The sequence below is a fragment of the Streptomyces sp. NPDC028298 genome (genome assembly GCF_055565895.1).
Window position 1 is genome coordinate 709,863 of sequence record NZ_JBVHTL010000001.1, and the last position, 13,439, is coordinate 723,301.

General features: G+C 71.7%; 14 protein-coding genes. 7 read left to right on the top strand and 7 right to left on the bottom strand.

Features of this window, described 5'->3' with window-relative positions; genetic code table 11:
- The first annotated feature begins 2 nt into the window (after positions 1 to 2).
- A complete protein-coding gene (locus ACZ4TO_RS03230) occupies positions 3 to 365 on the top strand; it encodes a DUF1304 domain-containing protein (RefSeq protein WP_382779645.1) in 363 nt (120 codons plus the stop codon).
- Positions 362 to 916: a TetR/AcrR family transcriptional regulator gene (locus tag ACZ4TO_RS03235; RefSeq protein ID WP_382779643.1), complete on the top strand. Its 555-nt coding sequence runs from the start codon at positions 362 to 364 to the stop codon at positions 914 to 916. The genes ACZ4TO_RS03230 and ACZ4TO_RS03235 overlap by 4 nt, the downstream gene beginning before the upstream one ends.
- A gap of 31 nt (positions 917 to 947) precedes the next feature.
- On the opposite strand, the gene ACZ4TO_RS03240 is transcribed toward ACZ4TO_RS03235, so the two are convergent.
- Complete coding sequence (locus ACZ4TO_RS03240) at positions 948 to 1,790, bottom strand: hypothetical protein (protein WP_468023260.1); 843 nt, start codon at positions 1,788 to 1,790, stop codon at positions 948 to 950.
- A 135-nt stretch (positions 1,791 to 1,925) separates the two neighbouring features.
- Positions 1,926 to 2,948, bottom strand: a complete 1,023-nt coding sequence (locus ACZ4TO_RS03245) for a GlxA family transcriptional regulator (RefSeq protein ID WP_468023261.1) — start codon at positions 2,946 to 2,948, stop codon at positions 1,926 to 1,928.
- 71 nt (positions 2,949 to 3,019) lie between these two features.
- Here ACZ4TO_RS03245 and ACZ4TO_RS03250 point away from each other — a divergent pair, with 71 nt between their 5' ends.
- Both ACZ4TO_RS03250 and ACZ4TO_RS03255 read left to right on the top strand, forming a co-directional pair.
- Positions 3,020 to 3,970, top strand: a complete 951-nt coding sequence (locus tag ACZ4TO_RS03250; RefSeq protein ID WP_468023262.1) for an NADP-dependent oxidoreductase — start codon at positions 3,020 to 3,022, stop codon at positions 3,968 to 3,970.
- A gap of 394 nt (positions 3,971 to 4,364) precedes the next feature.
- Complete coding sequence (locus ACZ4TO_RS03255) at positions 4,365 to 4,745, top strand: STAS domain-containing protein (protein WP_382779630.1); 381 nt, start codon at positions 4,365 to 4,367, stop codon at positions 4,743 to 4,745.
- Positions 4,746 to 4,764: 19 nt separating this feature from the next.
- Here ACZ4TO_RS03255 and ACZ4TO_RS03260 read toward each other — a convergent pair whose 3' ends face one another.
- From ACZ4TO_RS03260 to ACZ4TO_RS03275, 4 genes are all read right to left on the bottom strand, one after another.
- Positions 4,765 to 5,199 carry a DUF5994 family protein gene (locus ACZ4TO_RS03260; protein ID WP_382779627.1) on the bottom strand — a complete coding sequence of 145 codons (435 nt, stop codon included), beginning with the start codon at positions 5,197 to 5,199 and terminating at the stop codon, positions 4,765 to 4,767.
- A 371-nt stretch (positions 5,200 to 5,570) separates the two neighbouring features.
- A complete protein-coding gene (locus ACZ4TO_RS03265; RefSeq protein WP_468023263.1) occupies positions 5,571 to 6,311 on the bottom strand; it encodes a GAF and ANTAR domain-containing protein in 741 nt (246 codons plus the stop codon).
- Positions 6,312 to 6,316: 5 nt separating this feature from the next.
- Complete coding sequence (locus ACZ4TO_RS03270) at positions 6,317 to 7,033, bottom strand: ANTAR domain-containing protein (protein ID WP_468023264.1); 717 nt, start codon at positions 7,031 to 7,033, stop codon at positions 6,317 to 6,319.
- Positions 7,030 to 7,377: an STAS domain-containing protein gene (locus ACZ4TO_RS03275; protein ID WP_468023265.1), complete on the bottom strand. Its 348-nt coding sequence runs from the start codon at positions 7,375 to 7,377 to the stop codon at positions 7,030 to 7,032. Before ACZ4TO_RS03275 ends, ACZ4TO_RS03270 begins: the two co-directional genes overlap by 4 nt.
- Positions 7,378 to 7,779: 402 nt before the next feature.
- Here ACZ4TO_RS03275 and ACZ4TO_RS03280 point away from each other — a divergent pair, with 402 nt between their 5' ends.
- The gene (locus ACZ4TO_RS03280; RefSeq protein ID WP_468023266.1) at positions 7,780 to 8,820 is read left to right on the top strand and encodes a fatty acid desaturase family protein; all 1,041 of its coding nucleotides are present in this window, start codon (positions 7,780 to 7,782) and stop codon (positions 8,818 to 8,820) included.
- A gap of 61 nt (positions 8,821 to 8,881) precedes the next feature.
- On the opposite strand, the gene ACZ4TO_RS03285 is transcribed toward ACZ4TO_RS03280, so the two are convergent.
- Complete coding sequence (locus ACZ4TO_RS03285) at positions 8,882 to 9,817, bottom strand: alpha/beta hydrolase family protein (RefSeq protein ID WP_468023267.1); 936 nt, start codon at positions 9,815 to 9,817, stop codon at positions 8,882 to 8,884.
- Between the two features lie 305 nt (positions 9,818 to 10,122).
- On the opposite strand from ACZ4TO_RS03285, the gene ACZ4TO_RS03290 reads away from it, so the two are divergent.
- Together ACZ4TO_RS03290 and ACZ4TO_RS03295 are read left to right on the top strand one after the other, a co-directional pair.
- Entirely contained in the window at positions 10,123 to 11,637 is a 1,515-nt protein-coding gene (locus tag ACZ4TO_RS03290; protein WP_468023776.1) for an FMN-binding glutamate synthase family protein, read from the top strand.
- Between the two features lie 48 nt (positions 11,638 to 11,685).
- The gene (locus tag ACZ4TO_RS03295; protein ID WP_468023268.1) at positions 11,686 to 13,413 is read left to right on the top strand and encodes a thiamine pyrophosphate-dependent enzyme; all 1,728 of its coding nucleotides are present in this window, start codon (positions 11,686 to 11,688) and stop codon (positions 13,411 to 13,413) included.
- The last annotated feature ends 26 nt before the right edge of the window (positions 13,414 to 13,439 follow it).

Below are 13,439 nucleotides of genomic sequence, written 5' to 3' on the forward strand. Positions count from 1 at the left end.
CGATGGAGACGGTCGCGAACGTGCTGGTGGGCCTGGTGGCCGCGTTGCATGTGTACATCCTGGTGCTGGAGATGTTCCTGTGGGAGCGGAAGCCGGGGCGGGGGCTCCACGGGTTCGACGCGCCGATGGCGGCGGCGACGGCGCCGCTCGCCGCGAACCAGGGGCTCTACAACGGATTCCTCGCGGCGGGGCTGGTGTGGGGACTGGTCGCGGCCGACCCGACCGGGCACGACGCGCAGGTCTTCTTCCTGTGCTGTGTCGTCGTCGCGGGGGTGTACGGAGCGGTCACCGCGAACCGCCGCATCCTCTTCGCCCAGGCGCTGCCGGGAGCGCTCGCGCTGGCCGCCGTCCTGCTCGCCGGATGACGCCCGACGACCCGCGCGCCGCCCGGACCCGTGCGAAGCTGCGGCAGGCGCTGCTGGACGAGTGCGCCGAACATCCGCTGGAGGAGACGGGCGTCGCCGCGCTGGTGCGGCGGGCCGGGGTCGGCCGGGCCACCTTCTACGTGCACTACGCCGACCTGGAGGCGCTGGCGGTCGACGCGTGCGCGGATGTCGTACGGGAGGCCGTGGAGGCGCTGCACGCCTGGCGCGGCCGGCCCGACCCGGTGTCCGCGCCCCCCGCGCTGCGCGCCTTCTTCACCGGACTCGCCCCGCACGCCGGTCTCTACCGCGCGCTGCTGAGCCCGGGCGGCGGCGGCCCGCTGGGGCTCGTGCTCCACCGTGATCTGCGGGCCCGCAGCCTGGCCGAGCGCACCCTGGCCGGCGCGCCGGACGCGCCCCTCGTCGCCTCCGCGGTGGCCGCCACCTTCGCCGGTGTCCTCGCGGACTGGCTGCACGGCCTGCTGGAGGGCACCCCGGACACCGTCGCGGACGAGGTCTGGCAGCTCCTCGTCGCCCTGCACGCGAGCAGGTGACGCGCCGGGCCCGACCGGCCCGGCGGGCGCCTCACCTGCAACCGAAGCGCGAACTCGTCGCGGGCCACGCCTCCACCCCGTCCGCGGTCTTCACGTAGGCCGTGGTCCTGTCCGGCGTCAGCCAGAGCCGCCAGTCGCCGTAGCGGTAGCCGGTGTCCCGCGCGTCGGCGGGCATGCGCACGTCCCCGTCGTACGCGGCGGTGAGCGCCTCGGCCGGGAGGACCCGGTGCGGATCGCGCGCGTACTGGCGGCCGTACCGGCCCAGGTCCAGGAAGTGCGCGCTCTGCCAGTCGCAGTGCTCGGCACCCACCGCGCTGGACACCTCGGTGGTCGGCACGCGGCGGCCGTCCCGGTCCGTCCAGATCTCGTACCCCCGCGCCTTCGTCCAGCTCGCCGGGAACTCGGAGGGGTCGCAGGACGCGCTGGTCTCCGGGCCCCAGCCCGGGCGCCGCGGCTGGTCCTTGGCGACGACGACGGCGACCTTGGTCCGGCCCGCGACGTCGTACGAGAACAGGACGCGGTCCCCTTGGACGCGCTCCACCCGGTAGCCCCGCTCCGGCAGTTCGGGCTGATAGATCTCGAAGTACGCCTTCAGCCCTTCCTCGGGCGTCGACCCGCCGTCGCCCTTGCTCCACGCGTCGCCCGCGTCGCCCGCCCGGATCGGGCCGTCGCATTCGAGGGCGCGGCCCGCCGCCCCCGAGCTCTGCTCCGCGTCCCCGTCGCCTTCCGCCGCGTACGGAAGGTCCAGCGGCCCGGAGTACGGGGCGGCGGGGGCGCTGCCCGTCACCACCACCCCTTCGTGCCCGTCCCCGCCGCACCCCGCCACCGCGAACCCCACCAGCACCACGGCCACGATCCCGCTGCGCGTCCCCACCACTGATCCTCCGCCCGTCGTCCGTGCTCCTACGACGCCGGGGTGCGGAGGTTCGTTCGACGGACCGGAGCCCGGAGTCGTGTGGGCGGGTGCCGGGGGCCGGGGCTTCACCCCGTACGGCCGGCCCCTCTGAGGTCAGCGTGTGGTCTGGAAGGTACGGCGGTAGGTCTGCGGCGAGACACCGATCGTCGCCTGGAGGTGCTGGCGCAGCGAGGCGCCGGTCGCGAAGCCGACCTCTCCCGCGATGCGGTCCACCGGCAGATCGCTGGCCTCCAGCAGATGACGGGCGCGGGAGAGCCGCTGCTGGATGAGCCAGCGGCCGGGACTGAGGCCCACCTCGTCGTTGAAGCGGCGGGCGAAGGTGCGCAGACTCATGCCGGCGTGGGCGGCGAGATCGGTCAGGGTCAGCGGATCGCCGAGCCGCGCGAGCGCCCAGTCGCGGGTGGCGGCGGTGCTCGCCGTCGAGGGCTCCGGGACGGGCTGTTCGATGAACTGAGCCTGGCCGCCCTCGCGCAGCGGCGGGACCACACAGCGCCGGGCCACCTTGTTGGCCAGTTCGCTGCCGTGGTCACGGCGGACGATGTGCAGGCAGATGTCGATTCCGGACGCGGCTCCGGCCGAGGTGAGGATGTCGCCGTCGTCCACGAACAGGACGTCCGGGTCCAGGTCGACCCGGGGGAACAGCCGCCTGAACTCGTCGGCCACATGCCAGTGCGTGGTGGCCGGGCGCCCGTCCAGCAGACCGGCGGCGGCCAGCACGAACGCGCCCGTGCAGATCGAGACGATCCGCGTGCCCGGACGGATGTACGCCAGGGCGGCGGCGACCTCGTCGGCACGGCCGATGGGGAGCGCGGCCGGGGTGACGGCGGCGATCACCACCGTGTCCGCCGTCCGCAGGACCTCGGGACCGTGGTCGACGGTGATGGAGAAGTCGGCGTCGGTGCGGACCGGCCCGCCGTCGAGCGTGCAGGTCACCACCTCGTAGCGGCCGTCCGCCGCGCCGAGGATGCGGCTGGGCATCCCCAGCTCGAAGGGGTAGACGCCGTCGAGCGCCAGGACCGCGACCCGCTCCACGCGCTGTCCCGGCTCGCTCCGCTCCCCGCACCCCGTCGCGTCCGCCCGCTCGGCCCGTACCAGGTTCCGCACCGTTTTCCTCATGGCACGATCTTATCGAAGGTTGGCAATCATGCCATTTTCCGCCGGGGCGGCTCCGGGCAGGCTGGTTCACCATGAGCACTGTGAACACGATGCGAGCCATCAGCCAGACCGTCCTCGGCGGCCCCGAGGTTCTTGAGGAAGTGACCCTGGAGCGGCCCTCGCCGCGACCAAACGAGATCCTGGTCCGCGTACGGGCCGCGGGCGTCAACCCGACCGACTGGAAGCACCGCGAGAACGGCGGTTTCCTCGGCGAGCCGCCCTTCGTCCTCGGCTGGGACGTCTCCGGCGTGGTCGAGGCGACCGGGATCGGCGTCGCCCTCTTCCAGCCCGGCGACGAGGTCTTCGGCATGCTGCCCTACCCCTTCGGCCACGGCTCGCACGCCGAGTACGTGACCGGTCCGGCCCGGGCCTTCACCCGTAAGCCCTCCACGATCGACCACACCCAGGCCGCGGCCCTCCCGCTGGTCTCCCTGACCGCCTGGCAGGCGCTGACCGAGCGGGCCGACGTGCGGCCGGGACAGCGGGTGCTGATCCACGCGGCGGCCGGCGGGGTCGGCCACGTGGCCGTGCAGATCGCGAAGTCCCTCGGCGCGCATGTGATCGGTACCGCCAGCGCGGGCAAGCACGACTTCCTGCGGTCCATCGGCGTGGACGAGCCCGTCGACTACACCAGCGTCGACTTCGCCGAGGCCGTGCGCGACGTCGATGTCGTCCTGGACACCATCGGCGGCGAGACGGGGCTGCGCTCCCTGCGTGTCCTGCGCCCCGGTGGCGTGGTCGTCTCCATCCTGCCGGTGGGGTCCGACGCGTTCTACGAGGAGGCCGAACGGCTCGGTGTCCGGGCGGTCCGGATGCTCGTCGACGCCGACCAGACGGGGATGCGGGCGGTCGCGGATCTCGTCGAGAAGGGCGCACTGCGCGCCACGGTCGCGGAGACCTTCCCGCTGGCCGACGCCGCCAAGGCGCACGCGCTGGGCGACACGGGCCGGACCACCGGGAAGCTCGTGCTGGTGGTCGACTGAGGCGTGACGGCCTCGGCGCCGGGCGGTCCGCCGGGCCGCCTCGGTGCAGGGCAACCTCGGCGCCGGGCCACCTCGGCGCCGGACGGCGGAGAGTCGGCAGTGGGAACTGGGGCGCGGACCGCCGGGGGCGCGCAACCGGATGCCGGGGGCGGGGGCCCGGGTGACCGGCGCCGAGGCCGGGTGACCGGCGCCCGCGCCCTGGTGCCCGACCGTCCGGCCGCCAGATCGCCCGGCTGCCCAGGCACATCCGGCCAACTCCCCACGCACAGCGAAGACATATGTCAATCGAACATGCTGGAATTCACCTCAACGAGGGTAACTTGCAGAGCAGGAACCGGACTTGCTCCCGTGTCGCCCGGGAGCGGACCGACAGCCGCCTGGAGGTGATGGCAGCGTGGCGAGCGATTTCGCGCCGTGCACCCGGCATGTGCGGATCCACCAGGACCACGGCCATGTGGTCCTGGAACTGCACGGGGAGATCGACCTGCTCGCCGCGACGGAGATCACCCCGCTGCTGGACGCGGTGACCTCGGACCCCGCACCGCAGGTCGTGATCGACCTGCGGTGCGTCGAGTTCTTCGACTGCTCGGGCCTGCGCCTGCTGTACCGCGCCCGGGCCCGCGTGCTCGAACGGGGCGGCCGACTGCACCTGGTCTGCGCCCATCCGCTGACCCTGCGGATGTTCCGGCTGACCGGGCTCTCGCGGATCCTGCCGCCCTCGGCCTCGCCGGAGGCGGCACTGGGCCTCCCGGAGACCGTCCCGGACCCGCGCTGAGGGCCCGGAGGCGGAACCCTCAGCCGCCCGGTGACTCCTCCTTCTCCTCCCAGGCGGTGCCCACGCTGTGGGCGAGCCACCCGGCCTCCGCCTCCGTGGCCTCGGGCGGTACGACCAGCAGGTCCCATCGGCCGCGGCCGGGCGCCAGCAGGCAGGCGGTGGACGGGGCGTGCCGACCGGTCGTCCGGCGCAGGCGCACCACCTGACCGGCGACGAGCAGCCGCCCGGGGAACGGGGCCCATACCGCCTCGTCCACCAGGACGCTGCTGATGTGCCCCCAGTCGGGAGGCAGTTCGGCCAGCAGCCGGGGCAGTTCGGTCGTCAGATCGTCGGAGCGGGGCCACCAGGCGCCGTCGATGCGACGGGGCATGCGGCCCTGTGCCGGTGCGGCCGACAGGCACAGCCGGGCGCTGGTCGGCGAGGGGAACGGGGGCGGCGGAAGAGCGACAGTCATGAGAACTCCTGGACGGGACACGGTCGATCGGATTCACGCTCGGCGTGCCGCGACACGGGCCGGGGTCGGCCGGTGCACGTCACCGGCCCGGAGCGTCCGCGACGGGCCGGACGGCTTCACGGTCCAGGGGCGTCCATTGCGGTCCTCCGCCCGGCGCCGCGCGCTCGTGCGCGGCCTCGGAACGGGATGACGGTACGCGGCGTCGGATGCCACGGGGCGGAACCTGCCTGGGCCTCGCGGCCCGCATCTGTCCAGCGACGAGGACGACGCCCGTGCGATCACCGGCGTACGACATGCCCTCGGCGCTTCTGAGCGTACTCCTGCCGGTACGGCGGCCACGGCAGGACGAGTCCGCCGGTTCGCTCCCGGGATCAACCCCTGTCGACCGCGCGGATGGCGTCCGTGTCCTGTGTGCCGTCGGTGATGGCCCGGGCCAGTTCGGAGAGTTTGCGGCTGTGGGCGCGGGCGTAGGAGCGGAAGACGCCGAACGCCTCGTCCACGCTCATCTGCCAGCGCTCGGCGAGAATGCCCTTGACCTGTTCGATGACGACGCGGCTGTTGAGGGCGTACTGAAGCTGGTCGCGCTCGGCCTCGCTGTGCGCGAGCGTGCGCTGCTGGAGGATCGCGATGGTGGCCACGTCGGCGAGTGCCTGGGCGAGTTCGAGGTCTGCGGCGGCAAGGGGCGAGGGGGTGCTCTGGAAGAGACTGAGCGCGCCGATGATCCGTCCGCGCAGCCGCAGCGGCAGCGCGTTGGTGGCGACGAACCCGGTGTCCTGGGCACTGCGGGTGAACTGGGGCCAGCTCGCGGCCGCCTCGGGGTCGGTGAGGCTGATGTGGACGCGCGGCCGGCCGTGGCGGTAGCACTCGACGCAGGGGCCCTGGTCGTGCTGGAGCGCGAAGAGTTCCAGCAGCCGGGTGTGCTCGTCGGAGGCGGCGAGGAGATGGAGCCGGTCGTTCTCGTCGGCGAGCAGGATGCCGACGGCGGCGACGTCCAGCAGTTCCACGCAGCGCCTGGACAGGTTCTGCAGGAAGTCGATGACGTCGAAGTCTTCGATCAGCGAGTCAGCCACTTCGACGAAGACTTCGGTGAGCTGCTGGTTTCGGGTGGTCATGGAGATCAGTCCTCGTCTGCGTCGTCGATGACGTTCGTCGGGGGCAGCTCGGGGGCAAGCCGCAGACGTCTTGCCACGATGTCCCGGGCCGTGTCGGTCAGGTTGAGGTTGTTGCTGTAGGCGTGGGCTCGCAGCCTGAGCAGGGCTTCCGCCAGCGGTACGGACAGTTGGACGCTCACCATGCCGGTCGCCTGGTGCAGGACCGCGTGGTGGAACACGTGCTCCTCGTCGTCCGGTGACGACAGCAGCGGGAACCCGAGGTCCAGCACACGTTTGGTCAACGCGGCCGCGAGGGCGTTGGCGTCGTCACCCTGTGCGAGTGTCAAGGGTCCGGGAACGCTTCTGACCAGGGTCAGTACTCCCAGTGTGATGGCCCCGATCCGCAAGGGGAAGCAGAACACCGCCTGCACGGCGAGACCGGCGGCGTCCGCCACGAGTCCGGGCCAGCGGTCCTCGCGCACGCGGGCGAGGTCGTGCACGCGCACGGCCGTGCCGGAGGTCAGGCTGTCCGGTCCCGGCCCCTGGCCGTGCGTGATCTGGAGGTCCTCGAAGCCGTCCGAGACAGCACCGGAGGACCACAGGATCTCCGCGACGCCCGGCCCGCCGCCCGCACTGACGGAGATCCCGTCCACGCCGAGCGGCTCGGCAGCGTCGGCCACCGCCTCCGACCAGGCATCGGTCTGGAGCAGGCGCAGGATCTTCGCCATGCGGTCACTGATCATGCGGTGCCACTGGCCGGCGGCGGGAGTCCGCCCGAGCGCGGCTCGGCGGGGGAATCCGCGGCGAGCAGGAATTCCGTGCCGGTGGTCCTCAGGAGCCGTCGGACGACGGGGGGCGAGTGGTGCAGCATCACGTGCGTTCCGGACGCTCCACGACGCTCGGCGGCGAGGAACACGTTCAGGCTGCTGGCGTCGCAGAATCGGACCGCGCTGAGATCGACGTCGATGCCGGTCATCCTGTAGGCGTGACACATGGCCAGGGCCGAACGGACGCCCGAGACGGTGGCCAAGTCGATCTCACCCTCCACGAAGACGGTCGCCCGGTCGTCGCACCGGTTCAGAGTCATCGTATGCACAACGGTGCCTCGGCTTCCCCGGCCCGCACCGGAACCAGGCGAAGAGGCTTGTGGGCGGGCCGGCTGGAAATGAGCAGCGGGTTCGCCGAGAAACGGTCACCGGCACTGGCCGGGGAACACCTGGCACACGCGGGGAAGGGGTCCACCGTCCGGAGGCCCGACGCCGTCGATCGACGGGACGCGCCGGGGTCACGGACGCACTCCCATCGTACTCGCCGCCGCAAAGGCAGGTGCGGACAGCGGATTCCGGGGTACCCAGTCCGGACAACCACCTCACGCTGCGGAAGCCGCCTCCCCCGCGGAGACGGCTGGGCCGTGACCCCGCCGACCGACTGCGTGGAGTGAGCCCGCGACGCACCGCTCCGGGCTCCGTCCACCGAGAGGGTCACGACCGTGATCGATGCAACCACTGTCCGTGCCGTGCCGGGCCCGGGAAGTGACTTCGCCCGGCTGTCGAAGAGGATCGCCGACAGCGGCCTGATGGGCCGGCGCCCCGGCTACTACACCGTCCGCCTCACCGTCGTGGCCGCCCTGTACGCGGGCGCCTGGACCGCGTTCGTCCTGGTCGGCGCGGACTGGTGGACGCTGGCGGTCGCGGCGCTGCTCGCCGTGGCCTTCGGCCAGGTCGCGCTGGTGTCCCACGACATCGCCCACCGTCAGGTGTTCCGGCTGCGCCGGGCGAGCGAGAGGTCGGGGCGTATCGCCGGGAACGCCGGGATCGGTATGGGGTTCGGCTGGTGGCAGGACAAGCACACCCGGCACCACGCCAACCCCAACCATCAGCAACTCGACCCCGACATCGTCCCGGACATATTCGTCTGGACGCGGAGCCAGGCCGACGTCGCCACGGGGCTGTCCCGGCTGATCGGCCGCTCGCAGGCCTACCTGTTCTTCCCCCTCCTCACCCTGGAGGGCTTCAACCTGCACGTGGCGAGTGTCCGGTCGCTGGTGAACCCCGCGCTCAAGAACCGGACGACGGAGGGGGCCCTGCTCCTCGGACACTTCGTCGTCTACCTCACCGCGGTGTTCCTGGTGCTGCCGCCCGGCATGGCGTTCGCCTTCATCGCCGTCCACCAGGGCCTCTTCGGGGTGTACCTGGGCTCGATCTTCGCCCCCAATCACAAGGGCATGCCGGTCCTCACCGGCGAGGACCGCCCGGACTTCCTGCGCCGTCAGGTCCTGACCTCGCGCAACGTGCACGGTGGCTGGTTCACCGACATCGCCCTGGGCGGCCTGAACTACCAGATCGAGCACCACCTGTTCCCGAGCATGCCGAGTCCGAACCTGCGCAGGGCACAGGTCATCGTCCGTCGTTACTGCGAGGAGTTGGGCGTCGACTATCTGGAGACCAGTCTGGCCGCCTCCTACCGGCAGGCCCTGCGCAGTCTCCACCGGGCCGGCGCTCCGCTGCGCCGCACCCAGGCCGCCGCGTAGCGCCGCGGTGCGCCGCACACCGCCCGGCATGCGGCGCACCGCTCGGCGTCCCGGGCCCGGGTCAGGGCTTGGCGGTGTACACGACCCCCGTCTGACTCTGGGCCGCTGAGCCCCATACCTGGTCGTACATCGAGGTGTCACCGCCGAGGGTGTAGAGCAGGTAGGCGGTGGTGATGCCCCGGGTCAGCTTCTGCTGCGCCGCGCGCGTGATGGTCCCGCTGTCGCACCCGAATCCCGAGCTGTCCTCGAATCCGCAGTGGAAACCGCCGGTGATGACGCGCAGTTGGGCGGGGGCGGGCTTGGCGTCGTACATCTTCCGCTGGTTGCCGGCGACGCCCGCGATCGTGTCGGCGCTGCCTCCGACGTACTGGGCCGGCACGGTCAGCTTTCCCGAGGCGGTGACGGCCGACGGGTTGGTCTCCGCCGCCGCCAGCGTGGACACGCTCTTGACGGCGGGGTTGCGGGCCGCGGCGAGCAGCGCGGCGCCGCCGCCCATGGAGTGACCGGAGACCCCGAGACGGTCCGTGTTCACGGCGCCCGCGAAGCGCGACCCACTGGTGGTGTTCTGGCCGGTCAGCCAGGTGAGACCGGCGTCGAGGTCGTCGGCGAAGGCGGAGTGGTCGGGGAAGAGGCCGCCTTGCGATTTCGGTGTGACGGTGATGAAGCCCCAGGACGCGTAGTGCCTGAGCAGGCTTTCGTACTGGGTGATTCCCTGGAAGAAGCCGTGTCCGAAGGCGAGTCCGGGATGGGCGCCCGGTGCGACGGCCGCGTCGGCGCCGGCCGTCGCTCCCGGGTACCAGACGCGTGCGCTGTACGAGCGGCCGGAGGCCGAGACCGTCACATCGGAGTAGGCCACAGGGAAGGACCCGGTGGTGGAAGGGTCCACGACCGCCGCGGGTCTCGCGGCGGGAAGGGCGCCCGCCGTCGGCGCGACGGCGAAGGCGGTTGCGGCACTGAGCAGGAGAACGATCACGAACCGTGACAATCGACGTGTCATGCGATCACCTCGTTCTGGGTGCGGTTGTGCGCGGGGAAGCGGAAACCATCGAGGGAAGGTCGTCCTCGATGACGTGTGACCGGGCGGTCATGTGACCGCCCGGTCATCGTGGGGCGCACCGCGGGAAGTGTCAACGCGTCTGACACGAGAGGCTGTTGGCACGCCACGGCATCGAGCCGTCCGGCCCCCGGGCGAGGCCCGTGATTGGCGAACGGGCTTGTGGACACTAGGACGGGGTGCTGAAGACATGTCTGGTCGCCCTGCTCGGCCTTCTCGCGGTGGGCGGTCTCGTCGCCGCCCTGCTCATGTCCCCCTGGTACTGGGTCGTCGCCGCCCCCTTGCTCGTGGCCGCGCTGGTGGCCGTCCACGATCTCGTCCAGCGGCGGCACTCGGTTCTGCGGAACTACCCCCTGGTCGGTCATCTCCGGTTCGCGCTGGAGCGGCTGCGGCCGGAACTCCAGCAGTACTTCATCGAGCGGAACTTCGACGGGCGCCCCTTCGACCGCGACACGCGCAGCATCGTCTACGAGAGGGCCAAGGGAACCGCCGCCGAGGAGCCGTTCGGCACGGAGCTCGATCTCTACCGGGCCGGCAGTGAGTACCTCACCCCGTCCATGGCTCCGCGTTCCGTGCCCGACACCCCGCCCCGGGTACGGATCGGCGGACCCGACTGCGCCCAGCCGTACGACATGGCCCTGCTCAACGTCTCCGCGATGAGCTTCGGCTCGCTGTCGGCCAATGCCGTGCTGGCTCTCAACACCGGGGCTCAGCTCGGCTCCTTCGCCCACGACACCGGGGAAGGCGGTCTTTCCGAGTACCACCTGCGCCCGGGCGGCGACCTCGTCTGGGAGATCGGCACCGGCTACTTCGGCTGCCGGACGGAGGACGGAGGCTTCGACGAGCGGCAGTTCGCCGACAAGGCGGCGCGCGATCAGGTCAAGTGCGTGTCACTGAAGATCAGCCAGGGGGCCAAGCCGGGCATCGGCGGCGTACTGCCGGGAGCCAAGGTGAACGCGGAGATCGCCCAGGTGCGCGGCGTACCGCAGGGAGAGACGGTCGTCTCGCCGCCCTTCCACCGGGTGTACGACACACCCCGCGAACTGGTCCGCTTCCTGGGCCGGATGCGTGAACTGGCCGGCGGCAAACCCGTCGGGTTCAAACTGTGCGTCGGCTCGCGCCGTGAGTTCCTCGCCGTGTGCAAGGCCATGCTGGCGGAGGGGACGACACCGGACTTCATCGTCGTCGACGGCGCCGAGGGCGGTACGGGTGCGGCGCCGCTCGAGTTCGCCGACAACGTCGGACTGCCGCTCGGCGAAGGCCTGATGACCGTGCACAACGCCCTCGTGGGCGTCGGGCTGCGCGACCGGATCAAGATCGGCGCCAGCGGCAAGGTCGCCACCGGCAGTGATCTGGTGAAGCGCCTGATCCAGGGCGCCGACTACACCAACGCGGCCCGGGCCATGATGTTCGCCGTCGGATGCATCCAGGCACAGCGCTGCCACACCAACACCTGCCCCGTGGGCGTCGCCACCCAGGACGAGCGTCGCGGCCGCGCCGTCCACGTCGACGACAAGTCCCGGCGCGTACGGCGCTATCAGGAGGCGACGGTCGAGAGTGCCCTCCAGATCATGGCGGCGATGGGCGTCGACGATCCGGGCGGCCTGCGTCCGGCCATGCTGCTCCAACGGGTGGATCCGCACACCGTCCGCTCCTACGACGAGCTGCATGAATGGCTCGCTCCCGGACAACTGCTCGCATCAGCACCCGAGAGCTGGGCACCCGACTGGCAGTCGGCCCACCCGGACCGCTTCACCCACTGAACCGTGCCCTCGTACCGCGGGGGCCGCACCGGACCGGAAGGCATTCCCGTGGCACGTACCGTCGCCCATGTGATCGTCGACGCACTCAAGGAGCTGGGCGTCGGTCACGTCTTCGGAGTCGTCGGGGACGCGCTGAACCCGCTGACCGACGCCATCCGCACCACGGAGGGCCTGAGCTGGATCGGCTGCCGGCACGAGGAGGCCGCGGCCTTCGCCGCGGGGGCCCAGTCCCAGCTCTCGGGAACCGTCGGCGTGTGCATGGGGACGGTGGGACCGGGATCCGTCCACCTCCTCAACGGGCTGTACGACGCTGCCAAGAGCCGGACCCCCGTGCTCGCGATCTGCGGTCAGGTCCCCCTGGCCGAGATCGGCAGCGACTACTTCCAGGAGGTCGACAACGACCTGCTCTTCCGCGACGTGGCCGTCTTCCGCGCCACCGTCACCTCCCCGGACCAGATGCCGCGCATGCTCGAATCGGCCGTACGCGCCGCCGTCGCCCAGGGCGGAGTGGCCGTCCTGACCGTTCCGGGCGACCTGGGTGACCAGGCACTGAGTGAGGACCGGCCGGCGCGCTTCGCTCTCGACCGTCCCGTCACCCGCCCCGACGACCCGGCACTCGCCGAGGCCGCCGAGCTGCTCAACAGCGCCTCTCGCGTCACCCTCCTCGTGGGCCGCGGGGCGCGTGACGCCCGCGCCGAGGTGCTCCGGACCGCCGAGCTGCTCGCCGCGCCCATGGTGCTCACCCTCAAGGCGAAGGAGGGTTTCGAGGAGGACAACGCCTTCCAGGTCGGCCAGACCGGTCTCATCGGCAACCCCGCCGCCGCCCACGCGTTCGACAGCGGCGACGCGCTGCTCATGCTGGGCACCGACTTCCCGTACCGCGAGTGGTATCCGAAGGACGCCAACGTCGTGCAGATCGACGACCGTGCGGAGCACCTGGGACGCAGGGTCCCGGTGACCGTGGGACTCGCCGGCGATGTCGGAGCGACGCTGCGCGGCCTGCTTCCGCTGCTGAAGGCGGCTTCCGACCGCGCCCACCTGGACGACGCCCGGAAACGGTTCGCCCACTGGCAGGAGGGTCAGCGGCGGCTGGCGCGCCCTGACCACGACCGCCGCTCGACCGGGAAGGTGCGCGCCGCCCTGGACAACCGGGACCACGCGATCCGCCCCGAGGCGCTGGCGGCCGCGGTGGACGCGTACGCGGACCAGGACGCCGTCTTCACCTCCGACACCGGCATGGCCACCGTCTGGCTCTCCCGCTTCGTCACCATGAGCGGCACCCGGCGCCTGATCGGCTCCTACAACCTCGGCTCCATGGCCAACGCCATGCCGCAGGCCCTCGGGGCACAGCTCTGGGCGCCGGACCGGCAGACCGTCGCGTTCTGCGGCGACGGAGGACTCAGCATGCTGCTGGGGGATCTCATGACCATCAGGACGTACAGGCTGCCGGTGAAGCTCGTCGTCTTCGACAATCGACGCCTCGGCATGGTCAAGCTGGAACAGGAGCAGGTCGGGCTGCCCGAGTTCGGCACCGAACTGGACAACCCGGACTTCGCCGCCCTGGCCACGGCCCTGGGCATCACAGGGATCCGGGTCACCGACCCGGCCGAGCTCCACGACAGCGTGCGCCGGGCGTTCGACACCCCGGGACCGGTCGTGCTGGACGTACTGACCAACCCGGAGGAGATGGCCGTGCCGGGCAAGCCGACCGTGGCGCAGGGCTGGGGCTTCGCCGTCGCCAAGGTCAAGGAGGCTCTTTCGGGCCTGGGAAGCTGATTCACCGGACGTCGGTCTCCGCCCGG

Excerpts from the sequence above, each read along its gene's own strand:
- ACZ4TO_RS03275 (WP_468023265.1), bottom strand. The coding sequence starts at position 7,377 with ATGACTCTGAACCGGTGCGACGACCGGGCGACCGTCTTCGTGGAGGGT.
- ACZ4TO_RS03260 (WP_382779627.1), bottom strand. The coding sequence starts at position 5,199 with ATGACTGTCGCTCTTCCGCCGCCCCCGTTCCCCTCGCCGACCAGCGCC.
- ACZ4TO_RS03230 (WP_382779645.1), top strand. The coding sequence starts at position 3 with ATGGAGACGGTCGCGAACGTGCTGGTGGGCCTGGTGGCCGCGTTGCAT.
- ACZ4TO_RS03290 (WP_468023776.1), top strand. The coding sequence starts at position 10,123 with ATGTCCCCCTGGTACTGGGTCGTCGCCGCCCCCTTGCTCGTGGCCGCG.
- ACZ4TO_RS03250 (WP_468023262.1), top strand. The coding sequence starts at position 3,020 with ATGAGCACTGTGAACACGATGCGAGCCATCAGCCAGACCGTCCTCGGC.
- ACZ4TO_RS03270 (WP_468023264.1), bottom strand. The coding sequence starts at position 7,033 with ATGATCAGTGACCGCATGGCGAAGATCCTGCGCCTGCTCCAGACCGAT.
- ACZ4TO_RS03285 (WP_468023267.1), bottom strand. The coding sequence starts at position 9,817 with ATGACACGTCGATTGTCACGGTTCGTGATCGTTCTCCTGCTCAGTGCC.
- ACZ4TO_RS03265 (WP_468023263.1), bottom strand. The coding sequence starts at position 6,311 with ATGACCACCCGAAACCAGCAGCTCACCGAAGTCTTCGTCGAAGTGGCT.
- ACZ4TO_RS03245 (WP_468023261.1), bottom strand. The coding sequence starts at position 2,948 with ATGAGGAAAACGGTGCGGAACCTGGTACGGGCCGAGCGGGCGGACGCG.
- ACZ4TO_RS03235 (WP_382779643.1), top strand. The coding sequence starts at position 362 with ATGACGCCCGACGACCCGCGCGCCGCCCGGACCCGTGCGAAGCTGCGG.